This is a genomic window from Runella sp. R5_40, from assembly GCF_057652295.1.
This window is the reverse complement of sequence record NZ_JBYFCH010000002.1, coordinates 136,969-160,588: the sequence shown is the minus strand read 5'-3', so window position 1 is coordinate 160,588 and position 23,620 is coordinate 136,969. Positions and strand designations below refer to the sequence as shown.

Sequence of the window (23,620 nt, the reverse complement as noted above, 5' to 3'; positions counted from 1 at the left end):
TCCTATCCTTAGAAATACAAACAACTCTTTTTTCAGAATTGTTTGTAGAGTACTAGAAAAACTAAGAAGCTGTTTCTGGTACAAACAGGTACTCAGTAATCATGCTGATAATAAGGTTTTTATGGCATTCGGCGAAGTGGTTGAACTCTTCTTCGCAGGTATTATGAAGTTTCATATTCATTTTTTTGCCCACAAAAATGAACTGAAGACTTCCCATAATGAGTGGTATTAAATGGTCGGCACTGATGTCGCGCATTCGACCATTTTGTACTTCTTCTTTAATTTGAGTTGTCAACGTCCCATGCAACAACTCCTTGAACTTCGATAACTCGGGGAGGAGCTGTTCGGAGTCGCGCTGAATTTCATTCATCAGAAACAGTACCAAGTTGGGTTCTGCCTTCATGACCCTAAAATCCTCTTCAATTAATTCGATTAATTTCTCGCGAATACCGACGGGTTTCTCAAAAATCCTCAGGGTGTTTTGGCAATAATAGTTGAACAAATCCCTGAAAATTTCAATAAACAATTTCTCCTTGCTTCGAAAATAATAATTCGTCAAAGCAATGTTCATGTTGGCCGCTTCAGCTATATCTCTTGCCGTTGTTCCTGCGTACCCCTTTTTCAAAAAAATAGCCCTTGCCGCTTCTTTGATTCTCTCTTCACTAGACTGAGTAATACATGTCACGATAACCTCCATTTTCAAATTTCCGCAACAAAAGTGAAAACAAATTTTTGATTGAACAATTATTTTAAATGCTATTTTTAAACAAATGTTTAAACCATTTGATTAGTACAAGAAAAACTTTTTTTTGGCCAATTTTACGAGGCCAAAACAGATCATATTGAATAGTTACTGATAATCTTAATTGAAGGAATGCCTAAATTCGAGGGGACTTTGGTTGGTCTTGGCTTTGAACAGTTTATTGAACGATTGAGAATGTTCAAACCCCAATTCGTAGGCGATTTCGCTCACAGTCAGCTCGGTGGTGGACAGTTTTTCTTTGGCCTTTTCAATCAATTTTTCGTGGATAAGCTGCTGCGTAGTAAGTCCGATAAGCTGTTTCAACATGCTACTCAGGTATTTGGTCGAGAGGTTAAGCGAATCGGCAACGTGCTGAACGGTCGGGAGCCCTTTTAAGACCAAATCTTCACTGTTGAAATAAGTGCTCAATATCTCCTCTAAGCGGGTGAGAACCTGATTGTTGGTGATTTTTCGGGTAATAAACTGGCGCTCGTAAAACCGTTGGGCGTAGGTAAATAGCACGTCCAGTTGAGCAATGATTACGTCTTGGCTGAATTTGTCAATGTTGGCGTGGTATTCTTCTCGGATGTTATTGACAATACCGTTGATGGTCGTTTCCTCTTTGTCGGACAAAAACAACGCTTCGTTGGTCGAGTATCCAAAGAACTCGTACTGTTTGATTTTTTTGGCAAGTGGGGTATTCCACAAAAAATCAGGGTGAACAAAGAGCATCCAGCCGTCCAAATTGTCAGGTACGCCGTTGGCTTCTCCGCGCAAAATTTGCCCTGGCGCAATGAACGCCAGCAAGCCTTCGTCGAAGTCGTATTTTTGCTGGCCATAAAACAATTTGTCGCAGCCTCTTTTGAGTGAAACCACATAAAAATCTGAAAGCACAGCCTGAATGTTGGGGGCGGATTTTAGTATTTTGAGGTCAATCATGCCGATAAGCGGGTGCTGAGGCTTCGGCAGGTTCATCAACCGATGAATTTCGGCAATGGATTTGATTCGGTACGGTTTTTCTTGGGGCATACTGCTAAAATTTAAAAGGGTATTTTAACCAAATCAATAGCAATGGCAACGTAAGAAATGGGATTTCGATGAAGGCCATTTTGACATTTCCTGCCCGCAACGAAAACGCCATAATCAACAGAATAACAATCGCATTGAGCAGGTTGCCCACAAAAAAAGTTTGAGGAAAAAGGAGCATCAAACCGATAATAATGGAGAGTGCGCCCACAAAAGGCATCATGGATTTGGTAATGCCCAAGTCGGCCATCATTTTGGCTTGCTCGGCAGTGGCAGGTTGGAAGGCATCCCAGCCGTGTTTGAGGCTCAAAAACGACGAAATGAGCAGGAGTGCGATGGTGACGAATTTCATTGTTGCTTTTGTTTTTTTAAAGTTACTCCAATTTTTGGAGTTATTTGATAGTGCAAAGTTCTGCAACAATTAAATAAAGGATGTAGCCAAAAGTCGGAATGTTGTAGCTAAAAAGTACAAAGAGAAACACAACAATTGGAAAACAGACTAGGGGCTACAACAAAAAGTGGTACCGAATTGCTTCAGTACCACTTCAGGAGGGGAGAATAAAAATAATCAAAGTGTTACGGCGTAGCTCAGCGTAATTACTTGGATATAAACAGGCTTAAAAGGTTTCTCTTCCAATGCTCCTCGTAGCGTAGCGCGGTGGGTCAGGTAGATGTTTTTGATGAGTTTGATTTTGGTGATAAAAAGGCCATCAAGGGCGCCATTGTCCAATAATTTTTCAGCATAACTCGATTTGATGGCTAAGCGGTATTGCATTTGAAGCCACTTCTTAAATTTGCGATCGTACCAAATGTTCAATTCTGCTCCTTGTTTTTCGATGATTTGTCTGATATAATCACTCCCGTTGGGTTGATAGCCTTCAGTATAAAGCCCAGTGTTTGCAATAGCCTGACTTATAAGTCCATAAATTCGGAAAGTGTAGGGCGAAAGCGAGACTCGAAAAGCTTTGGTAGGTTGCCACTTGATTCCAGGTGAAAGTATCAGTTCGTAGGGATTCAGAAAACTTTGGACTCTACTACCACCTGTGGTGTCTCGAAACATTCCGTCTTCGTAGGTGCTGAACACGCCCGTTTTGGTTTTAGCGATGATATTGATGTTCCATTCACGGTCGGTGGATAACCCTGTGGATAAGTCGTGTAAACTGAGTAGTTCGTCGGCTGTTTTTTGGGTAATGCTTTTGAGACCCGCTTTGTAAAGGGAAAACTGCCAGTGAAATTCGTTGGTCGAAATGATACGGTTTTTGGTATAATTGATATTGAGGTCGATGCCGTTGGTGGTCGAAAAACCTAACCTGCCTGTGTTTGGGACGCCATTAACCTGCATGGTATGCGAGAGATTGAGGCCCAAATTGATGGCAATTTCCCAGGCATTGGCCGTAGTATCTTCCTCGGTTGCAGTGGAATCGGTCTGGGCTAGTACGTTTTTTCCAAAAAAAATAACCCAAACCAATAATAGTTTTGAAAAAGTAGCCATAAAAGTAAAGATGGATGATAGCGTATTTAGGTAAAAGCTCAGTTCTTTTTCCCGTAAAACACCACTGTCTTTGAGGGTGTTGGGTCGGGAGCAATAACCCCTAGTTCACCATTGATAAAGGTGACGAGCTTGGTAGAGCCTTGGTATCCTTCTATTTCGCCAGTGGTTGTTTTTTTAAGAATGAGGCCATCGTAGGTTTGAAATGAATCTGCGGCTTTGCCAGCTTTATCGGTAAGGGTAAAGGTGACTTTAAAATTGGCTGATTCGTCACCGACTTTTGTTACTGATATTTTACTGGTGGCTACTACCCCTGCGGCGTTGGTAGCAGGTAGGCTGATGCGCGTAGTTCCTACAGTGTAGTAAGTACCTGTGTATTCGCCTGCCACTTGGTCGGCAAGCGAGGGCTCAACTTCTTTTTGGCAGGAAAAAAATAAAAGTGTAAAAGCTACAAAGAAAAGAGCGTTACGAATGCTGCTAGAAGATTTCATAATGGGTAGGGGGAAAGGAAGAAGCAGTTAAATAACCACTTCTTCCGAGTGGGTTTTAAAACTCAATCGTTAACATTTTGCCATTTTCGGTGACCTCATAGGTGCCTTTACGAATAAGATAAGAGCTAACTAGTGCATTCTCTAATTCTATTTTGTAAGGCTCTTCGACCACAAATTGATTATTGGCAAAGTGTTTTGTGATAGTCTCACTGGACATTGAGCTTTTGAGGAGATTCACAACGAGTTTTCCATTAGACATACTGGCAGTTCCTCTACCCGTGTTGGGTTCTACCGCACTAATGTCAATATCAATCGGGCCTTCCGACTGAAAGCTGCAAACACCTGTTCGGGTACATCCCGAGCTTTTTTTGCCAAACTTGAGCTTTACTTTGATGATGGCGTGAGGACTCGACGACAATTTTGCCGAAGAAGAACCCGCAGAAAGAATGTTGTTGTCGTTTGAGAAGATTGTGCTAGATACAATCACGGCGAGTGCAATTAGAAGTTTCATTTTTGTGAGCGTTGATAGTGAAAGAAAAGAACTTTTTGCTCTACAAAACTACACCTGCCCCCCTTCCAAAATCAATCGGCTAAAAATCCGATTTTAATAAAATCCGCCTTTTGGAGGATTTTATTAAATGGTTTTGTTCCAGAACTTTACCGTCGTAAATTAGAAGGGAAAACCCTATCCTTTACCTCGATGAAACCATTACTCACGCTTGTATTTTTGATGGTAGTGCCGTGTTTGGTATGGAGCCAACAAGAACTCATTGATAGCTATCGACAAGAGCTAAAAAAAGAAAAGATTGATACCTCACGCATTCACATTATTGGAGATTTGTCGCGGATGCTCATCATGAATGCTGATACCACGGAAGCGCTGGCGTTGTTGAAAGAAGGCTTGGCGTTGTGTAAAAAACAAAACTATGATTACGGATACGGGCATATTTACAACGGATACGGCATCCATTATTTAGAAACTTCCCGATTCGATCAAGCGGAGGTTTATTTCCAGAAAAGCTATGACTATTTTAAAAAGAGTAAAAAAGATACCGCTCCGTTGGGAGTAGCTACTGCCTTGGGAAACTTGAGCCTCATTGCCGAAACCAAACGAGACATCGAAAAAGCTGTTCGACTACAGCTACAAGCGCTGGACGTGTGGCAGGCGTCTGTTTTTCCTGAGCGGTTTGTGGCGGTGGGAAATATGTATCTCAATATTAGCAATTTATATACCAAAGTAGGCCAGCACGATAAAGCCATTATTTATACCAAAAAAGCAGTAGAAACGCGCCTCAATGCGGACTTGAAAGATGCTGATTTGGCGACATCGTACATCTATTTGTTGAATAGCTTCATCAAAAACAATCAATTGGATAGTGCCCAAAAATACTTGCTTACCACCCAAACTTTGGTCAACGACCTTAAAAATCCCGTCGTTTATATGCGCTATTACGCCGTGCTGGGAGAAATTGGGGTGGCTGAAAAGAACTATGAAAATGCCCTCGGGCAATACCAATTGGCGTTGCAGTATGCTCAACAAACCCAAAAAATGACTTTTCAGATAAGCAGCTCAATGGGCATTGCACGCTGTTATCAAGAATTGAAACGGCCTGCCGAAGCGATTCCATTTTTGACGCAAGCGCTTCAATTAGCCGAAAAAGGGAACCGCCTAGAAGCCAAAACAAGGGCGTTGAAAGGCTTGGCGGAGGCATATCATCAGCTCAACAACGACCAAAAGGCTTTTGCTTATTTTGCCCAGTACAACGCCCTGAAAGATAGCATTCAAGCCGAAGAAACCAAGCTTAAACTCAATGAGATAGATACCAAATACCAGACAGTGCAGAAAGAGAATCAGATTCTTCAGTTAGAAAAAGACAAAAGCCGCCAAAATACGCTCATTTATGGGTTGGTGGTGGGACTAATTCTCATAGCAAGCATCGGAGTATTGATGTACCGTAACGCGGCTAACCAACGAAAAATAGCCCAACAGCAAACCCTCCTGAAAGAAAAAGAAATTCAACAATTACAGCAAGAACGACAACTCGTCGCCACCAATTCTATTTTAAAAGGCCAAGAAGAAGAGCGAACGCGCGTAGCCCGCGATTTGCACGACGGCTTGGGCGGAATTTTAACAAGCGTAAAACTAACCTTGGGGAAAGTGAGAGGAAACTTTATTTTGCCCGAAGCAAGTACGGTCGTATTTGCTCGGGCGTTGGAACAACTAGATCTCGCCATTAATGAAATGCGCCGCGTCGCTCACAGTATGATGCCCGAAGCGCTCGTACGCTATGGCCTGCCTGACTCGCTGAAAGATTTTTGTGAAGACCTCAACGAAACGGGGCAAATCAACGTGCATTTGCAAGTACTTGGGATGGAAAATCGGCTTGATTCGTCGGTCGAAGTGGTGCTTTATCGCATCGTGCAGGAATTGCTGAACAACATTCTCAAACACGCCCAAGCTACCGATGCCTATGTGCAGTTGGTTCGGAGGGACGAAATTGTACACCTCACCGTGGAGGACAACGGCAAAGGTTTTGACCTAAAACAAGTCGAATATCGTAGAGGGGCGGGAATGCGAAATATCGAAAATCGTGTGGCGTATTTGGGCGGTAAGTTGGATATTCAAAGCACAGTAGGAGAGGGAACTTCGGTAGAAATTGAAATAAAACTGTAGTCCAAAACACAATTCGAGATGATAAACGTATTTATAGTAGATGACCACCCGCTAATTACCGAAGGCTTGAAATCGCTTCTTAATGATTGCGTGGATATTTGTGTGGTAGGTACGGCCTCCAACGCCATTGATGCCCTCGAAGCGTTGAAAAAACAGCCCGTTGATGTCGCTTTTTTAGATATTAACCTCCCCGAAATCAGCGGAGTAGAGTTGTGTAAAAAGATTCGGGATAAGCTACCTCACATCAAATGCGTTGCGCTCACAACCTCCAACGAACGGAGCCATGTGAGCCGAATGATGCAAAATGGAGCCATGGGCTATTTGATTAAAAGTTCACCCAAAGAAGAACTGGTCAAAGCCATTCGGCAAGTGCATTCGGGAGGGTATTACATGAGCGTGAATGTGCAAGAAGTAACCCCTAAATCTGCGCAAGTGCCGTTTTTAACCCGTCGAGAAAAGGAAGTGTTGGGACTGATTTCGGAAGGAATGACCAACAATGAAATTGCGGAAAAGCTTTTTGTGAGTCCCGCTACTGTAAAGACCCACCGCGAAAATTTGCTGATGAAATTTGAGGTGGCCAACACGGCTGCACTTATCAAATTAGCAGCGCAACAGGGGTTACTTTCGGGCTAATGTTTTCAGAGTTCTTGTTTTGCTTTTGGCACGAAGATTCGGGTTTTGAGAAACCCTCAGCACGAAACTATTTAGGGTTTCCAGTTTACTGTTTTAGGTTTTCTGTTTAACCCCTTCGCCCCTTGCTCTTTGCCTCTTGCCTCTTGCCTCTTCCTTCACCTCCCTACACCTTTCCGCATTCGGTAGGCATTCATGGCGGTTTTGCCCAGTTTGTCAATGAGTTGGTAGTTTACGACCACCCCCACGGCAGCGCCGATGCCAGGAATGAGTTGCGCCATTTTTGCCAAATCAATGTAGTCGCGGTACTCTTGTTGAAACGTTCGCCAGTCGAAGGCGTGTATGTCTTCGGGCAAAAGCTTACTTTTTTCCTCCCAATCAACGATTTGAAGATATACCTCTCGCCGCCGTTCTTGGCTCGAAAATGCCAGCTGAAAAATGTGTAAAAGAAAAATCCGTTCTCGATAATCGTCGATGGGGTAGCCATAACAAGCCGTAATATCGAAAAGGAGTTTCATTTTGAGACTAAGCAACAGTGGAAAGTCGGCCAAAGCCAACCAGAAGCCGCCCGCGCCTGCAACACCCCCCTCGGCTGCACCTGCGGTTTTGTAAAAACTAATGCGCCGCCGCACCTCGTCCTCTTGTTCTTCGAGGCTAGTCACAGGGGCAGGGAGTGGCGTGATAAACTCCGCTCCAAAAAGTACGCCGCGCGTCATTTGTTTGATGGTAGTCGTGATGATTTCGTGGATTTTCTCAGGAATCAACCCATTAATCCACTTTTGGGTGGCTTTGGCAAGGCGATTTGCTGCGGAAGGCTTTCGCTGCATTTGGCGTTGCCAGAGGCGGAGTTCTTTTGCGATAGTTTCTTCGTAGGGGGTCATAACAAGATGGGTGAGGCAGTCAAGTTAGTGAAATTTTAAAAATATACGAAAAATAGAAAAACCCTTGGTTGAATTCCCATCCCCAAAAACGCCTCGGCGAGGCGCAACATTTGTAGATGTTGAATGTCCATTCCCAAAACGCCTCGGAGAGGCGTAACATTTGTGGATTATGCTTGAAAATCAAATGGTTATGTGGATTTTTACGTGGCAAAAAAATGTAGAAATAAAAAAATAAAAAAATAATGAGAAAAAATAGGATTAAAAAACGGCATTCTTGGCATTAGTAATTGAAGCTATCGAAAATTATTCGACTGTACTACTTAATCCGACGTTCTGTGACTCCACACCATTCACATACTGCGCTTTGGGATGCTTTCCGCGAAGGAGAACGATGGGCCTTCAAGCGGATTTATGAGCTTTATGCCCAAGAATTGGTGCGTTATGGGCACAAGGTTACCTCAGATGCGCGCCTGATAGAAGACAGTATCCACGATTTGTTTATCGAATTGTGGCAAAGCCGAACTCGCCTGAGTGAGACCGATTCCATCAAATTTTACTTGTTTAGGTCGTTGCGTAATAAAATTACGCGGGCGCAGCAGCGCGATGAGTTTTATGCCGCCACCAACGTTGATAATGTTGACAATGCCGACGAAGCAGGCACCATTGAGCACCAATGGATTTCGGACGAACGCCAAGAACAGTTATTGCGACGCTTGCGGGAGGGCTATCAAACGCTTAGTCCACGCCAGCAACAGGCCATTGATTTGCGATTTACCCACCAGTTTAGTAACGAAGAAGTCGCCCAATTGATGGGCGTGAATTATCAATCAGCTTGCCGATTTATTTACACTGCCCTGAAAACATTGCGCGAAACCGTCCGAATTTTTTCGATGGCGCTCACGATGTTTTTTTTCTACTAACAGAGAAACTCGTTATCCACACCCTATTTTTTAAAATCGAACATCTTTAACCTATGGACTATTACCAATTTACAGCCGAAGAACTTGCTGCCGATGAGTATTTTCGGGCTTGGGTTTGTGCGCCTACGCCCGAGAGTGATGCTTTTTGGCAACAATTTTTACGAGATTGTCCCGAACGTTATTATCAACTTGAAGAAGCGCGCCGACTTATTTTGGGGCTTCAAGAATTACACGATTCAAATGCGGAAAGTGTAACTGCCGCCGTGATTTGGGAGCGAATAGAGCATAGCATAGATACGTTAGAATCAACGCCGAGCGTGCGGACACATTCGTGGTTTTGGCGCGTTGGAGGTTGGGCGGCAGCGGCAGTAGTCGTGCTGACTTTGGGCTATGCTTGGCAAAGGGGCGAAATTGCCCCCGCCGAAAAAACAGAAGTAGCCACCAAAGCACTACCAGAATGGATGGAGGCCGTTAATTCATCGGATAAAATGATGCTAATTCAACTCTCAGATGGCAGTCGGGTGGAATTAGAAACCAACAGCCGCTTGAAGTACCCGCGTCGTTTTCAGAACGATACGCGTGAAGTGCATTTAGAAGGAGGTGCTTTTTTTGACGTAGAAAAAAATCCAAAGCGTCCTTTTTTAGTCTTTGCCAATGGCTTGGTAACAAGGGTACTAGGGACAAGTTTTCACATTGCGGCCTATCAAAAAGACCCCAACGTGACCGTGGCGGTAAAGTCGGGGAGGGTATCGGTATATGCCGACCGCCGCGACCCTCGCCAAGATCCCGAAAGTAAAGGCATTGTGCTCACCCCCAACCAGAAAGCGGTATTTGTACGCAGTGAGGCAACCATCCGAAAGCTGCTCGTAGAAACGCCTATACTGCTATTGCCACCCGCCGAAATGGCCCGCTTTGTTTTTGACGCAGCACCCGCGCCTCTGGTGTTTGCAGCGCTAGAAAAAGCCTATGGTATTGAGGTGGTTTATGATGAAGAAGTATTGAAAAACTGCTTACTTACCATTAACCTTACCGACGAAAACCTTTTTGAAAAGCTGGAAGTTATTTGTAAAGTACTTGATGCAGACTATAAATTGATTGATGGTCAGGTGATTATTTATGGCAAAGGGTGTTGATGCCCGACTTGTTAAAGTGATATATTATTAAACCTTTCTACTTAACCCCTTAACCCCAATTTACGACTATGAAACAGTTCTGTTGTTCGTCCTGATGTAAAAGAAACACCAGCAGTGGTTGCAACACCGCTGGTGCCGTTAGCCTCCCCTTGTGATTTTGGTCGATCGGCAAGCGTCTCGTAAAAGACGTGAGGGAGGTGTTTTTGCCTAATTCTTAACAAAAACATTCAAATCTAATGAAAACAAAGGTACGTTTCAAACCCCTCTTTTACCACCTTATGAAATTATCACTGATACAATGCCTGCTGGCGGTGATTTTTACGGGTGTGTCGTTGGCCAATGAAGTCAATGCCCAAGAAATTCTCAAGCAAAAAGTGTCTGTACACGTTGAAAATCAAGGAGATAAGACAAGCGCTAACGGTCATTGAAAAGCAGATTAAAATCCGCTTTGCTTACCGTCCGACGGCGCTTCCTGCCGACCGTAAAATCACGCTGATTGCTTCCAATGAGCCTCTTTCGGAGGTATTGGGAAAACTCACCCGCTCGCTTAGGCTACGTTATGAAATTATCGGGCAGCAGATTATTCTAACGCCCGAAAAAGAAGCGGCTCCTGTTCCTGCGTCATCGGGAGCGTTACCCCGCGAGGCAGTAGCGCCCTTGGCCCGAAAAGTTGGCGGTGTCGTCAACGACGAATCCGGTACGGGATTGCCAGGCGTCAGTGTGGTCGTGAAAGGTACGACCCGTGGCACGACGACCAATTCCGACGGTCGTTTTGACTTGGAAGTCCCAAACGATAATGCCACGTTGGTATTTAGCTACTTGGGTTATGTTACCCAAGAAATAATGGTAGGAAACCAAGTTCAACTAACCATCGCGCTCAAAGTCGATGCGAAGTCGTTGGAAGAGGTGATTGTGGTAGGTTACGGGGTGCAGCGTAAGTCAGACTTGACGGGTTCGGTTGGAACGGTCAAAGGCGAAGCCTTGCAAGAACGCCCCTCCGCGTCGTTGAACCAAGCACTTTCGGGGCGCATTACGGGGGTAAACGTATCGGTTAACTCGGGTCGCCCTGGAGGTCGTGCCAACATCCGTATTCGTGGAAATACCTCGGTGAGTGTGGCCAACAACCCGCTTTATGTGATTGACGGCGTGATTTTGAACGCCACTGACCTTGCCAATGGTAGCACCCCGATGGACTACATCAACGCCAATGACATTGCGTCGATTGAGGTATTGAAAGATGCCTCAGCCACTGCGATTTACGGAGCGCGGGGTGCCAACGGGGTAATTTTGGTATCGACCAAACGCGGAAGTAAAGACGGTGGGCGGGTCAACTATGATACCGATTTCAGCGTGGGCGTATTGCCCCGCAAAATTCCGTTGTTGAACTCAGAAGAGTTTTTGCGAATAGAAGATGTGGCCTACGAAAATGCCAAGAAATACGATCCCGTAGGCTGGGCAGGCGGCAAGTACGTTGATCCTAAAACTAAACGCACCAACCCATTGCTTTTTGATTCAAACGGCAAGCCATTGTACAACACCGACTGGCAAGACGAGTCGTTTCGGAAAGCATTGACCCAAAACCACCAATTGTCCTTTACGGGTGGAAACTCAAAAGACAACTTTGGGGTGTATTTGGGCTACCGCAACGAAGACGGATTGATGACGGGCTCGTGGTTGAAGCGCTTTTCGGGGCGTTTTGTGGTGGATAGCCAAATCAAAAAATGGTTGAAAGTTGGCGGTGCGTTGAGTTATAACGACCAAAACGAGAGCCAAGTCGATCCACTTGGCGGGGGCGGAATTATCGCCATGCGTCAGGTGTTGGAGGCGTTGCCAATCATCCCCGTACGTTACCCCGATGGCCGTTGGGGTGGAAACGAAGACTACCCAGGCATGGAAGGCGGTGGTAACCCCGTCCACGTAGCGACGGAGCGTTTGTATTACCTCAAAACCCAAACCATGTTGGGGAATATTTATACCAATATTACGTTGGCCAAAGGTTTGGAACTACGCACAACGCTTGGAACCAACATCATCAACCAGCGCAACGATTACTACGGTGGGCGGACGTTGAATTACATCTCGCGCAACCAAGGAGGAGATGCCTACATTACCAACGAACGTCACAATTCTTGGCAGTTTGAAAACTACTTGACTTACAATACCAAATTTAAGTCGATTCACTCCGTGAACGCCTTGTTGGGTTTGGCGTGGCAGCACGTTGATCGTTTCTCGTCGCAAGCCAGAGCGCAACGTTTCCAAGATGATTATTTTCAGTTCAATAACTTAGGGGCAGGGGCTGTTGCGGTAGCGCCGACTTCAAGTACAAGTGCTTATGGCTTAAACTCTTACTTCGGTCGTATCAATTACAGTTTGAAAGAAAAATACCTGTTGACTTTCACGGGACGGATTGATGGCTCGTCTAAATTTGGTTCGTCCAATCGGTACGCAATATTCCCGTCGGCGGCGTTGGCGTGGCGGGTTATTGACGAAGATTTTATGAAAGGCATCCCCGTTATTTCTAACCTGAAATTACGCACGAGCTACGGATTGACGGGTAACTCCGAAATTACGGCCTATCAAGCCTTGGCGGGATTGGGCAACTACTCGGTGATTTTTAACAATACGCGTCAGATTGGTATTGGGGTCAACCGTTTGGCCAACCCTGATTTGCGTTGGGAAAAAACGGCCCAAGTGGATGCAGGTATCGAAATAGGTTTGTTTAACAACCGCCTGAACCTCGAATTTGACGTCTATCGCAAGCTGACTTCCGACATGCTTTTGAGTGCGCCTGTGCCATCAAGTAGCGGCTATACAACTGTGAGCCAGAATATTGGTAGTATGGAAAACCGTGGGATTGAATTGGGAATTAACTCCGTAAACGTAGCAACCCCTAACTTCAACTGGAGCACTGCCTTTAATATTTCTATCAACCGAAATAAGGTAATCGCCTTGACGGGCGGTGCCGACATTTTCAACGGCTCGACCATCATTCGTGAAGGACAACCTGTGGGGTCGTTCTTTGGGTTTGTTCACCAAGGCACGTGGAGCTTGGCCGAGGAGTCAGAAGCCGCACGTTATTTGAAAAAACCAGGGGACATCAAGTACCAAGATGTGAATCAGGACGGCGTTATCAACGACAACGACCGGGTGATTATTGGGAAAGGGATTCCTGATGGGTTTGGGACATTGACCAACACGTTTTCGCACAAAAACCTAGAGTTGATGGTGGATTTGCAGTTTATGTACGGCAACGACGTGCTGTTCCGTAGCAAGCACTCCGCTGAAGACCGTACGGGAATTGCCAACAGTTTCAAAACGGTATTGAATGCTTGGACACCTGAAAGACAGAATACCAACATCGCCCAAACTCGCCCTGTTTCGGCAGGATATAACACCAACAACGACACCGACCGCGTGCAAGATGGGTCATTCATTCGTGGACGTAACCTGTTGTTGTCGTACCGCTTCCCGACCAAAATGATTGAGAAAATTCATTTGAACCGTTTGCGCGCGTTTGCATCGGTACAGAATTTCTTCCTCAGAACCAAGTTCCAAGGCTACGACCCAGAAGTTTCTACCTCAGGTTCGGCCTTTGACCAAGGCGTGGATTTGTACGCTTATCCAAAACCACGGGTGTTTATGGTAGGGTTAAATATCGGTTTGTAATTGTTGTATCACCTTCATTAAAAAGAAATCAAGCATGAACGCGACAGTAAAATATATCAGCCGATGGTTAATTAGCGGAGCGCTATTGGTATCGGCAGGAAGTTGCTCGGAGTTTTTGGAAGAACCCGACCGCTCAAACTTCACCCTCGAAAACTATTTCACCAAACCCGAACACGCCGAAAGCGTGGTCAACTCCATCTACGAAAACCTCCGCAACGTACTGGGAGGAGGTTTTGGAGGCGCGCCTTGGATGATGCTCGAATTTGCGACGGGCTTGGCCAATACTGAATTGGGGCAAGCCCAAAACAGTATTTTTGTGCGTAACTTGGTCAACAACTCCGACAATGGCTACGGGGCGACGTACTGGACCAACCACTACCGTGGCATTGCCAATGCCAACTTGGCCATTGCCAAAATCCCTGGCATTACGATGAACGAGGCCGCCAAAAAGCGGTATTTGGGCGAAGCACGGTTCTTGCGGGCGTTATACTACTACGAATTGGTGCGCATTTTTGGCAGCATCCCGTTGATTAAAGACCCCATCGACCTCAAATCACCCGATTTGTACGCACCACAAGCATCCGTCGAAGAAATTTATAAATTGATTGAAGCTGATTTGGTAGAAGCCGAGGCTTCGGGCTTGCCCAATGCGGATGTGACGGGGCGCGCTTCGTTGGGGGCAGTGAAGTCACTGCTATCTTCGGTATATCTGACGATGGCGGGCTATCCTTTGCAAAAAGGCGCTGAGTACTACAAAAAAGCGGCTGACAAAGCCCAAGAAGTAGTTCAGATGAAGAGCTTTAGCCTGTTTCCATCGTACGACGACTTGCACAATCCTGCCAAGAAAAATACGGGCGAAAATATCTTTATGGTGCAATTTGCCGCCTTTGTATTGCCTTCCAACTGGCAAACGTCGATTATTCCGTACAACCAAGGGATTTCGGCTTATACCGACGAAACGGGTGCGATTTTTGCCAACAAAGAGTTTGTGGAATCGTACGAACAAGGAGACAAGCGGGTCGCCGAAAAGCAATTTTACTATTCGTCGTTTTCGTTGCGCAGCGACCGTACCAAAACGCGTAATTTGGGAGGCTATTATTTGTACAAACATTTTGACAACACCGCCCAACTTTCGACCACTAGCAGTGACTTGAACTGGACGGTATTGCGCTATGCTGAGGTATTGTTGACATTGGCGGAGGCGTCAAACGAAGCAAATGGCCCAACGGCGGCGGCGTATGAGGCGGTCAATGCCGTTCGTAAGCGCGCCGAATTACCCGAATTGAAGGGCTTGAGCAAAGAAGAGTTGAGAGAAGCCATTTGGCGGGAACGTTGGTACGAGTTGAGCTTTGAAAACAAAACGTGGTACGACATGGTGCGTTTGCGTAAAGCTTTCAACGTCTCTACCAAGAAGTTTGAAAACTACGTGGGTCACAAGTTTTCTTACGGCCCTACGCTCAAAGACCGTGAGTTACTGTTTCCTATTCCAACGGCTGAAATCCGTAACAATAGCAAATTGAAGCAAAATCCTGGTTATTAGGTGTCATTTGCTTTAAACACATAGCGCACAGTAGAATAGACACATAGAAAACATAGTGAACTATGTGTATTGCAGTTAACGAATAACAGTTAACAAATAACTGTTAACACGTATTAAAAGGGTGCATAAATAGATAGAAAGCTTGATTCATACCGTAGGCATCTTTTAATCAGAAGCCTACGGTATAAACTCCAATTTGGCTACTTTTTATACAAACACATCGTTTCCTTTTTTTAACCAACACAGAAGCTTAATCAGTACATGCCGATGAACCAACCGACCCACCGTCATCCGAAGCTCCGTACCCTTTGGAGTTTTGGCCTTATTTCTTTTCTCTCACTTTTTATTGCTTGGGTGCTTCCGTCGCAGGGCGTATTGGCACAAAAAAAACCGTTGGTGGTTTTTGTGTGCGGCGACCACGAATACAGCGGCGAGCAAACTTTACCATTGATAGCCGCCGAGTTGGAAAAAAACTACGGCGTTCGTACCAAAATCCTCTCGTCCTATCCTGACCAAAACGCCGAAAAAAACATTCCAGGGTTAGAAGCGCTCCGCGAAGCTGATTTGGCCGTGTTCTTTTTGCGTTGGCGGCAGCTGCCTGCCGACCAACTGGCTTTTATTGATGAATACTTAAAGTCGGGAAAACCTGTGATGGGTTTCCGTACGTCCACCCACGCCTTTAATTTCCCCAAAGGTGACCCTTCCGAAGTGTGGAATGCCTTTGGCGAACGCGCTTTTGGTACGCCTCCAGGTTGGGGCAGAGCGGGGCACACGCACTACGGCCACAAAAGTACCACCGACGTAACCATCATTCCTGAAGCGGCCAAGCACCCGATTTTGAGAGGAGTACCTGCCTCGTTTCATGTGTCTTCGTGGTTGTATCGCGTCAAACCCGATTATCCTCCTCAAGGTTCTGTTTCGCTTTTGCTGGGAAAATCAGTGAATCCCGACAAAGCGGCCATTGACAACCCCGTAGCGTGGACGTGGAAAAATAAGGAAGGTGCAAAGGTGTTTTTTACCACATTAGGGCACCCCGAAGATTTTCAAGAAGAAGGGGTTCAGCGCCTGACCATCAATTCAATACTATGGCTATTGGATAAGCCTGTTCCAAAAAAATGGAAGGGAAAAATAGCCATTCAGGTACCTTACCGTGGTATTGTAAAATAGAAAAGTAAACCCTATTACATAAATTCCTAAATCCATGAGAAGAAGCGTCCAAGGATTGCTGATCGCTGCGAGTGCGGCGTTCATTGCCTTCAGTGCTTTTCAGCCAGAGTTAGCCACCCCACTGAAAATTGAAAAAGGAACGCACATTTCGTTAATCGGGGGGAATCTTGGTTCTCGAATGCTGAACTACGATTATTTCGAAACAGAAATGCAGCTCCGTTATCCCGACAGTCAACTGTACATTCGTAACATGTGCGACGGCGGCGATACCCCAGGTTTTCGACCTCATGCGAGCCGAAACAACCCTTGGGCGTTTCCTGGAGCAGAGAAATTTCAAACCGAATACGCCAATAAATCGGCCAGTGAAGGCTTTTTTGACGCGCCCGACCAGTGGTTGACGCGCCTCAAAACCGATGTCGTCGTCGGAATGTTTGGCTACAGCGAGTCGTTTCAAGGAGCGGCAGGTGTTGCCAATTTCAAAGCCGAGCTGGATGCGTTTATCAAACATACCCTCAGCCAAACCTACAACGGAAGTGCAGCGCCTCAGTTGGTGTTGGTTTCGCCGATTGCGTTTGAGGACTTATCAAGTTTGCACGATTTACCCAATGGCGTGAAAGAAAACGCCAATTTGCAATTATATACCAATGCCATTAAAGAGGTAGCAACGCGCAACAACCTTTTGTTTATTGACGCTTTTACTCCTTCCAAACAATGGTATGCCGAATCGAAAGAACCATTGACCATCGACGGTTCGCAATTGACGGAAGATGGATATAAAAAGTTCGGGGTGTTTTTGGCCGATAAATTAGCAGGAAAAACGCCTGCCAAAGCTGAAAGCAACCGTACGCTCGTTCATGCGGCCGTAGCAGAGAAAAACTGGATGTGGCACAACGACTTCAAAATTCCTAACGGAGTACACGTCTATGGCCGCCGCTACAATCCGTTTGGCCCTGATAATTATCCTGCCGAAATTGAGAAAATTCGTCAGATGACGGCCATTCGTGATACGGCCGTGTGGTTGGCAGCGTCCAAAGGAGCAAAGATGGATATTGCCGCCGCCGACGCTAAAACGCGGACGCTACCTCCTGTTAAAACCAACTTTAACCCCGATAAAAACGGTAGTCTAACCTACCTCTACGGAGACGAGGCAGTGAGTAAATTGAAAGTACCTGATGGATATAAAATTGAGTTATTTGCCTCCGAAAAAGAATTTACGGATTTGGCCAACCCCGTGCAGATGTCGTTCGATAACAAAGGGCGTTTGTGGGTAGCCACCATGCCAAGCTATCCGCACTATAAACCAGGGGATGCCAAACCTAGCGATAAAATCATCATCTTGGAAGATACCAACAACGACGGTAAGGCCGATAAACAAACGATATTTGTAGAAGGGCTACATTTGCCGTTGGGTTTTGAAATTGCCAAAGAAGGGGTGTATGTATCGCAAGGAACCAACCTAAAGTTATTTACGGATACCAACGGCGATGACCGCGCCGACAAAGTAGAAATTTTGATGAGTGGCTTCGACGACCACGATACGCACCACAACAGCAGTGCGTTTTGTGCCGACCCGTCGGGGGCTATTTATACGGGAGAAGGGGTGTTTTTGCACACCAGTGTCGAAACATCGTACGGAACGGTGCGCGCGACCAACGGTGGTTTTTATCGTTATTCACCCCAACTTAAAAAATTGGAACGCACCGCTCAGTTGTCAATTCCTAACCCGTGGGGCATTGCCTTCGACGATTGGGGACAGCCTTTCTTTGCCGAAACGTCCAGCCCTGACGTGCGTTGGATGTTGCCAGGTTCGGTATTGCCTCGCTATGGCCAAGCCACCCACAAATCGGTGCAGCTGATTGAAAAAGACCACATGGTACGCCCAACGTCAGGCTTAGAGTTCTTGTGGAGCCGCCACTTCCCCGACGAAGTTCAAGGGGATATGTTGATTAACAATACCATTGGTTTCTTAGGAACAAAACAACACCAAGTGTGGGACGACGGCACAGGTTTTAAAACAAAACACCGCCAAGACCTGATTGTGAGCTCCGACCGCAACTTCCGTCCTGTGGATATGGAAGTAGCGCCCGATGGCTCGTTGTACGTCATTGACTGGCACAATATCCTCATCGGTCACATGCAGCACAACGCCCGCGACCCGCTCCGTGACCACGTTCACGGCCGTATCTATCGCGTAACGTACCCATCGCGTCCGTTGGTTACTCCTGCCAAAATTGACGGGGCTTCGGTAGAAACATTGTTAGACAACCTAAAACTACCCGAATACCGTACCCGCTACCGCACTCGCCGCGAACTTCGGGGCCGTAATGCCGCTGAAGTATTGCCCAAAATCACCAAATGGGCGGCTAGCCTCGATAAAAGCGACCCGCGCTACGAGCATCATTTGTTGGAGGCACTTTGGGTAAGCTGGGGATTGGATAAAGTAGATCAAAAACTATTGCGTCAGTTGCTCAAAGCCAAAGATTACCACGTGCGTTCGGCGGCGGTTCAAGTAGTTCGCTACACAGGCCACCAAGTGCCCGACCAAGCGGCTTTGCTCATGCAAGCGGCCAAAGACGAAAATACGCGCGTTCGCTTGATGGCGATTGTGGCCGCCTCGTGGATTGGCAAAGAAAAGGGCTTGCCAATTTTGGCCGAAGCCGCCAAAAAACCATTGGACGATTGGATGGTGTATGCCCACGAAACGGCAGTGGCTCACTTGAAGGGAGAGAATGTGGTGGTGAAGAAAAAAGAAGCAGAAGTAGTATCGACCTTGAAAGGAGCAGAATTGGAATTGTTTAAGCTGGGTAAAACCATTTATGGCAAAGAAGGTTATTGCGCTACCTGCCACCAAGCCGACGGAAACGGATTGACAGCTTCGGGCTTCCCACCGTTGGCAGGGACGAAGTGGGTACAGGGCAACGAAGAACGTCTTATCAAAATCGCTCTCAAAGGACTCATGGGGCCGATTGAAGTAAATGGCAAACAATACGCTGGCCAAGTGCCGATGACGCCGTTTGCAGGGTTGCTCAACGACAAAGAAGTCGCGGCAGTTTTGACCTACGTCCGAAACTCGTTTGGCAACAAAGCCTCGGCCATTACGCCCGAAAAAGTAAAAGAAGTACGGGCAGCCACGGCCAGCAAAAGCGATATTTATACTTCAACAAAGCTCCTGAGCGAGCATCCGTTGGAGAAGTAATAAAAACGCTGTCAGGGTTCGTCAACTACGATAACAAATCCTGACAGCGTTGAAATGGATTAACAGGGCTTGTTACTTATTGGTGACAAGCCCTTTTTTTATGCTTTTGTCTCGGTCAGTGTTGTCTCGGTCAGACGATAGTCAGACCGATTACAACCGCTATTTTTTGATTGGTATTAACAATCCATTAACCAACGATTTTCTTGAAAGTCAGTAGGTTTGTTGAAATCTTTGGACGTAAAAAAGGAGTAATGATGAATCAGCTAAAATTAGGGGTTTTGTTCTTGATGATTGTTTTTTGCAGTTGTTGTATCGCACAAAATAAAGGCGAGAGCACCTCCTACGGGCCAACTACATCGGTTCGTATTATCAAACAAGACAGAAATGGTAATATTTGGCTTGCTTCAAACGAAGGTATTATTCGCTACGATGGAAAGAGTTTTACCAATATCACAGGCGAAGTAGGTTCAAACCGTTTCTTTTCGGTTTTGGAGGATAGCAAAGGGAATTTTTGGTTCGGTAATAATGGCACAGGGGCTTACTATTATGATTCGGTGAAGAAATCCTTGCAACATTTCACAACCGAGGATGGACTCATCAGTAACCAAGTTATGTGTATGTATGAAGATAGAATTGGTACTGTTTGGTTTGGCACAAGAGGGGGTGTTAGCTCTTACAACCCTAGGCGGTCACTTGGGCAGCCTTTTCAAAATCTTACAACTGAGGGTGGGTTTTCTAATAACGGTGTCACTACAATTATAGAAGACAAAACTGGGCGAATTTGGTTTGGTACAAGGGACAATACCTACACTTATGATGGGGAAAAAACAACCGTTTTTACAAGCAAAGACAATAAAACTTTTAGTGACGTTTGGTCAATAATCGAAGATAAAAAAGGCAATATTTGGCTTGGGGGAGGTGAGGGTCTTTGGCGCTACGACGGTAACAAGTGCACCAACTTTACCCATGATATTGTTAACTATGTCTATGAAGACAAAAAAGGAAATATTTGGACCAGTGGAAACAATGCCAATGGAATATGGGCACTTTGCCGTTATGATACAAAGTCATCGGCTAATCAAAAGCCAATGGTCATTGAAATACCTCAATCACTAAATCTTTTTGGGATTTTAGAGGCGAGTGATGGTAGTATTTGGTTTGGCTCATTCGATGGCGTATATCGTTATGATTCCAAACAGGCAGTTGGAAATACCATTACTGGTTTTAAAAAGTAAAAAAACGATTTGTCTCGGTCAGACGATAGTCAGACCGATTACAACACCCCCTTCAAAAATCCCGCCATCTTATTCATCAATTCTTTCTTGGCGTACTCAGGGCTGGAGTGGCCTGCGTTGGGAATAAATTCTATCTGAACGGGTAGGTTCTTACTTTTGTAAACACTCATCAATTCGATGGATTGGTTGATAGGTACCTGAATATCTTGCTCGCCGTGCACAATAAAAAGGGGCGGCGCATTGGCAGTTACCTGATAAACAGGGCTGGCGAGTTTGGCTAGGTCGGGCACTTGCTCAACGGGTTTGCCCAATAAAATGGCCAAGGCAGGCAAACGCACATTCAGGCCGTGGGGTGTCGATTGGTTCAGAATGGTTAAGAAATTGGTCGGGCCAAAAAAATCAATGCACGCTTGTACCGATGAAGAAGTGGAGGTGTATTTTCCAAGCGTTCCTTCGAGCGTTGGGTGGTTGTTGGTCGTAGCAACCAACGCCGCCAAATGTCCACCCGAAGAAGCTCCCCAAATGATGATTTTATCGGCTCGGTAGCCGTAGGTAGCAGCGTTGGCTCTCAAAAAGCGAATCGCGGCTTTGATATCATGCACGGGCGCAGGGAAAGCCTTTTCGGTACTTGCCCGAAAATCAACACTTGCCAGCGCATAGCCATGTTCCAACATCCCTAAAGGCGGGTTTTCTTTACTGCCCGAATGCCAAGCGCCGCCGTGAATCCAAACAATTAAGTAGGGAGAAGTATGCTGCTTGAGTTTATAAATGTCCAGTTGGAGCTTTTTGCCGTCGGCTTCGGCATATACAATGTCTTTGACAACAAGCGTATCTTTCTGAGCCTGTGCCCAAAACGTAAGAAGGCAAACCCAAAGGGTTAAAAAAGGGAGTTTCATCATTATTAGTATCTCCAAATGAGTTCAAAGATAAATAGTAAAGTCGATAGTTGACGAAGGAGTAACACTACGATTAGCACATTAATTTCAAAATTTCTGATAGGGAACTAAGGGGAGTTTTTAGAAAACTTGTCTCTATTATATAAAGTGTCTAAGAAATTTTTATCCAAAACCCATAAAATGCAATCGACCTTACTGGATAGTGCGGGTGATGAAGCACCGAAACCGAATGTGCATTCATTGCTGAACGAAGGAGCTACCAACGAGGAATTGGCCAGCGAAAAACGGGAATGGAATGACAACGAACTTTTTATCCGACAAGCTTTTGTCGAAAACCCTTCTCAGGGTTGTGCGTTGTTGTTTCGCCGTTATCACAAAATCCTGTGCAGCCATGCCGTGCGATTTGTGTATTCCAAAGACATTGCCGAAGACCTAGTGAGTGATGTGTTTTGTCGGTTTTGGAAAACCAAAGCCTACGAAACCGTCACGAGTTCGTATCGTCTTTATTTGTTTAGAAGTGTACGAAATGAGGCACTTAACTACTTACGTTGGGAGTTCAAAGAAACCGAAACTATCGAGTTGGCAGAATACCGCGAGTCACCCCGTGGCCAACAACCCGACCACGCCACGCAATACGAAGAAGTCGTCAAAAAAGTGGAAGAACTCGTCAATACCTTACCTCCACAATGCCAAAAGGTGTTTTTAATGAGCCGTTTTGAGGGAAAAAAATACCAAGAAATAGCGGATGAAATGGCCCTCTCCCTCAAAACAGTCGAAGCTCATTTAGGGAAGGCGCTGAGTATCATGCGAAATGGGCTCAAAAACCACCTGTGACTAAGGGGAGTTGGCCTATTTCTTATCTAAATAGTAACACACTATCTGAAACAAATGAAACGAGACATAAGCAAAGAGTTGATATTTAGCCATTTTGCCCATAAATCTTCGCCATTACAACGAAAGATGATAGACGAATGGTTACAAATCGAAGCCAACGAAGAGCAGTATTTCGCGTGGCTCGAAGAGTGGGAGCAGACGCACCCGCAGTACTTACCTCAGAGCGAATTGGCCTTAGAAAATTACGAGGCATTTTTGGAAGCCAACCCCCATACCCACCTCCAAGCCGAATTGGCCGCGTCGGAACCCGTTGTTTCGTCAAACCGTCGCTACTGGTTTCGTTGGTTAGCCGCGGCGTCTGTTGTGTTGGTGCTGGGCGGCGTAGGCTGGCTGTTCCGTGGCAGTTTATTATACCAAACCTACCAAACTGCCTTTGGCGAAACTAAGTCGGTGCTGTTGCCAGATGGAAGTAAAGTGACACTCAATGCCAATTCGTTGCTACGGCTCCCGCGTTTTGGTTTTGGGACAAAAAATCGGGAAGTGTTCCTGAAAGGGGAAGCGAGTTTTTCGGTTACGCATACGCCTGACCATCAGAAGTTTGTGGTAAAAACCAACAAGCAATTTGAGGTGGTGGTTTTGGGGACGGAATTTTCGGTATATGCCCGCCAGCGGATTTCTAAAGTGGTATTGAGCAAAGGGAAAGTACAGGTGCGCTACCAACAAGGCCGTACCCAAAAACAAATTGTGCTTACACCTGGCGATTTGGTCACGCTCGACCGCGAGAATAACATGGATAAAAAGGCCGTGTCGCATCCCCAAAATTACGCCGCATGGGAGCAAAAACGATTTGTGTTTGAAGAAACGAGCTTGCAGGATGTCGCCTATCTGCTGCAAGAAAACTACGGGTTGGAGGTCGAAATCAAAGACAAAGATTTGTCCGAGCGGGTCATTATGGGGTCGTTTCGGGCAGAGAACGTTGACCAACTCTTACAGTCCATTTCGGAGCTGTTGGATATTAGTGTAGTTAGGCAAGGGAATAGAGTTCAACTGTCTGATAAATAAGTGAAATAGCCGACTTTCCAAGTTTAAAAATCTATTGA

Annotated in this window: 20 protein-coding genes; 12 read left to right on the top strand and 8 right to left on the bottom strand. The window is 45.7% G+C overall.

Going from position 1 to position 23,620, the window contains the following annotated elements; genetic code table 11:
* Positions 1–61: 61 nt before the first annotated feature.
* The 6 genes from AC23N5_RS05540 to AC23N5_RS05515 form a co-directional block, all read right to left on the bottom strand.
* Positions 62–685: a TetR/AcrR family transcriptional regulator gene (locus AC23N5_RS05540; RefSeq protein WP_487754788.1), complete on the bottom strand. Its 624-nt coding sequence runs from the start codon at positions 683–685 to the stop codon at positions 62–64.
* Positions 686–862: 177 nt separating this feature from the next.
* Positions 863–1,771 (bottom strand): helix-turn-helix domain-containing protein, encoded by a 909-nt coding sequence (locus tag AC23N5_RS05535; RefSeq protein ID WP_183975521.1) that lies wholly within the window; start codon positions 1,769–1,771, stop codon positions 863–865.
* 4 nt (positions 1,772–1,775) lie between these two features.
* Positions 1,776–2,120 (bottom strand): hypothetical protein, encoded by a 345-nt coding sequence (locus tag AC23N5_RS05530; RefSeq protein ID WP_487754787.1) that lies wholly within the window; start codon positions 2,118–2,120, stop codon positions 1,776–1,778.
* A 216-nt stretch (positions 2,121–2,336) separates the two neighbouring features.
* A complete protein-coding gene (locus AC23N5_RS05525) occupies positions 2,337–3,260 on the bottom strand; it encodes a hypothetical protein (RefSeq protein ID WP_487754786.1) in 924 nt (307 codons plus the stop codon).
* Between the two features lie 38 nt (positions 3,261–3,298).
* Positions 3,299–3,748: a hypothetical protein gene (locus tag AC23N5_RS05520; RefSeq protein WP_122933701.1), complete on the bottom strand. Its 450-nt coding sequence runs from the start codon at positions 3,746–3,748 to the stop codon at positions 3,299–3,301.
* A 55-nt stretch (positions 3,749–3,803) separates the two neighbouring features.
* Positions 3,804–4,259: a hypothetical protein gene (locus AC23N5_RS05515; protein ID WP_487754785.1), complete on the bottom strand. Its 456-nt coding sequence runs from the start codon at positions 4,257–4,259 to the stop codon at positions 3,804–3,806.
* Positions 4,260–4,448: 189 nt separating this feature from the next.
* Here AC23N5_RS05515 and AC23N5_RS05510 point away from each other — a divergent pair, with 189 nt between their 5' ends.
* Positions 4,449–6,422, top strand: coding sequence for a tetratricopeptide repeat-containing sensor histidine kinase (locus AC23N5_RS05510; protein WP_487754784.1), 1,974 nt, complete (start codon positions 4,449–4,451; stop codon positions 6,420–6,422).
* Positions 6,423–6,440: 18 nt separating this feature from the next.
* Entirely contained in the window at positions 6,441–7,055 is a 615-nt protein-coding gene (locus AC23N5_RS05505) for a response regulator (protein ID WP_487754783.1), read from the top strand.
* 155 nt (positions 7,056–7,210) lie between these two features.
* Here AC23N5_RS05505 and AC23N5_RS05500 read toward each other — a convergent pair whose 3' ends face one another.
* Entirely contained in the window at positions 7,211–7,933 is a 723-nt protein-coding gene (locus AC23N5_RS05500) for an EcsC family protein (RefSeq protein WP_487754782.1), read from the bottom strand.
* A gap of 335 nt (positions 7,934–8,268) precedes the next feature.
* Here AC23N5_RS05500 and AC23N5_RS05495 point away from each other — a divergent pair, with 335 nt between their 5' ends.
* The 8 genes from AC23N5_RS05495 to AC23N5_RS05460 all read left to right on the top strand — a co-directional run bounded on the left by AC23N5_RS05495 (position 8,269) and on the right by AC23N5_RS05460 (position 20,790).
* Positions 8,269–8,853, top strand: coding sequence for an RNA polymerase sigma factor (locus AC23N5_RS05495; protein ID WP_183975511.1), 585 nt, complete (start codon positions 8,269–8,271; stop codon positions 8,851–8,853).
* Positions 8,854–8,906: 53 nt separating this feature from the next.
* The gene (locus AC23N5_RS05490) at positions 8,907–9,986 is read left to right on the top strand and encodes a FecR domain-containing protein (RefSeq protein WP_487754781.1); all 1,080 of its coding nucleotides are present in this window, start codon (positions 8,907–8,909) and stop codon (positions 9,984–9,986) included.
* 236 nt (positions 9,987–10,222) lie between these two features.
* A complete protein-coding gene (locus tag AC23N5_RS05485; protein WP_487754780.1) occupies positions 10,223–10,414 on the top strand; it encodes a hypothetical protein in 192 nt (63 codons plus the stop codon).
* Positions 10,335–13,652, top strand: coding sequence for a TonB-dependent receptor (locus AC23N5_RS05480; protein ID WP_487754779.1), 3,318 nt, complete (start codon positions 10,335–10,337; stop codon positions 13,650–13,652). The genes AC23N5_RS05485 and AC23N5_RS05480 overlap by 80 nt, the downstream gene beginning before the upstream one ends.
* A 34-nt stretch (positions 13,653–13,686) precedes the next feature.
* Positions 13,687–15,192, top strand: coding sequence for a RagB/SusD family nutrient uptake outer membrane protein (locus AC23N5_RS05475; protein WP_487754778.1), 1,506 nt, complete (start codon positions 13,687–13,689; stop codon positions 15,190–15,192).
* Between the two features lie 267 nt (positions 15,193–15,459).
* Positions 15,460–16,359: a ThuA domain-containing protein gene (locus tag AC23N5_RS05470; protein ID WP_487754777.1), complete on the top strand. Its 900-nt coding sequence runs from the start codon at positions 15,460–15,462 to the stop codon at positions 16,357–16,359.
* Between the two features lie 34 nt (positions 16,360–16,393).
* Positions 16,394–19,555, top strand: a complete 3,162-nt coding sequence (locus AC23N5_RS05465) for a PVC-type heme-binding CxxCH protein (protein WP_487754776.1) — start codon at positions 16,394–16,396, stop codon at positions 19,553–19,555.
* 287 nt (positions 19,556–19,842) lie between these two features.
* Positions 19,843–20,790, top strand: coding sequence for a ligand-binding sensor domain-containing protein (locus tag AC23N5_RS05460; protein ID WP_487755021.1), 948 nt, complete (start codon positions 19,843–19,845; stop codon positions 20,788–20,790).
* Between the two features lie 38 nt (positions 20,791–20,828).
* Here AC23N5_RS05460 and AC23N5_RS05455 read toward each other — a convergent pair whose 3' ends face one another.
* The gene (locus AC23N5_RS05455; protein ID WP_487754775.1) at positions 20,829–21,689 is read right to left on the bottom strand and encodes an alpha/beta hydrolase fold domain-containing protein; all 861 of its coding nucleotides are present in this window, start codon (positions 21,687–21,689) and stop codon (positions 20,829–20,831) included.
* A 177-nt stretch (positions 21,690–21,866) separates the two neighbouring features.
* Here AC23N5_RS05455 and AC23N5_RS05450 point away from each other — a divergent pair, with 177 nt between their 5' ends.
* Together AC23N5_RS05450 and AC23N5_RS05445 are read left to right on the top strand one after the other, a co-directional pair.
* Positions 21,867–22,520, top strand: coding sequence for an RNA polymerase sigma-70 factor (locus tag AC23N5_RS05450; protein ID WP_487754774.1), 654 nt, complete (start codon positions 21,867–21,869; stop codon positions 22,518–22,520).
* Positions 22,521–22,574: 54 nt separating this feature from the next.
* Positions 22,575–23,582: a FecR family protein gene (locus AC23N5_RS05445; protein ID WP_487754773.1), complete on the top strand. Its 1,008-nt coding sequence runs from the start codon at positions 22,575–22,577 to the stop codon at positions 23,580–23,582.
* Positions 23,583–23,620: the final 38 nt, after the last annotated feature.

Coding starts and splice junctions, on each gene's coding strand:
- AC23N5_RS05515 (WP_487754785.1), bottom strand. CDS start 4,259: ATGAAACTTCTAATTGCACTCGCCGTGATTGTATCTAGCACAATCTTC.
- AC23N5_RS05490 (WP_487754781.1), top strand. CDS start 8,907: ATGGACTATTACCAATTTACAGCCGAAGAACTTGCTGCCGATGAGTAT.
- AC23N5_RS05450 (WP_487754774.1), top strand. CDS start 21,867: ATGCAATCGACCTTACTGGATAGTGCGGGTGATGAAGCACCGAAACCG.
- AC23N5_RS05525 (WP_487754786.1), bottom strand. CDS start 3,260: ATGGCTACTTTTTCAAAACTATTATTGGTTTGGGTTATTTTTTTTGGA.
- AC23N5_RS05530 (WP_487754787.1), bottom strand. CDS start 2,120: ATGAAATTCGTCACCATCGCACTCCTGCTCATTTCGTCGTTTTTGAGC.
- AC23N5_RS05445 (WP_487754773.1), top strand. CDS start 22,575: ATGAAACGAGACATAAGCAAAGAGTTGATATTTAGCCATTTTGCCCAT.
- AC23N5_RS05500 (WP_487754782.1), bottom strand. CDS start 7,933: ATGACCCCCTACGAAGAAACTATCGCAAAAGAACTCCGCCTCTGGCAA.
- AC23N5_RS05520 (WP_122933701.1), bottom strand. CDS start 3,748: ATGAAATCTTCTAGCAGCATTCGTAACGCTCTTTTCTTTGTAGCTTTT.
- AC23N5_RS05480 (WP_487754779.1), top strand. CDS start 10,335: ATGCCCAAGAAATTCTCAAGCAAAAAGTGTCTGTACACGTTGAAAATC.
- AC23N5_RS05485 (WP_487754780.1), top strand. CDS start 10,223: ATGAAAACAAAGGTACGTTTCAAACCCCTCTTTTACCACCTTATGAAA.
- AC23N5_RS05475 (WP_487754778.1), top strand. CDS start 13,687: ATGAACGCGACAGTAAAATATATCAGCCGATGGTTAATTAGCGGAGCG.
- AC23N5_RS05465 (WP_487754776.1), top strand. CDS start 16,394: ATGAGAAGAAGCGTCCAAGGATTGCTGATCGCTGCGAGTGCGGCGTTC.
- AC23N5_RS05535 (WP_183975521.1), bottom strand. CDS start 1,771: ATGCCCCAAGAAAAACCGTACCGAATCAAATCCATTGCCGAAATTCAT.
- AC23N5_RS05470 (WP_487754777.1), top strand. CDS start 15,460: ATGAACCAACCGACCCACCGTCATCCGAAGCTCCGTACCCTTTGGAGT.
- AC23N5_RS05455 (WP_487754775.1), bottom strand. CDS start 21,689: ATGATGAAACTCCCTTTTTTAACCCTTTGGGTTTGCCTTCTTACGTTT.
- AC23N5_RS05505 (WP_487754783.1), top strand. CDS start 6,441: ATGATAAACGTATTTATAGTAGATGACCACCCGCTAATTACCGAAGGC.
- AC23N5_RS05460 (WP_487755021.1), top strand. CDS start 19,843: ATGATTGTTTTTTGCAGTTGTTGTATCGCACAAAATAAAGGCGAGAGC.
- AC23N5_RS05510 (WP_487754784.1), top strand. CDS start 4,449: ATGAAACCATTACTCACGCTTGTATTTTTGATGGTAGTGCCGTGTTTG.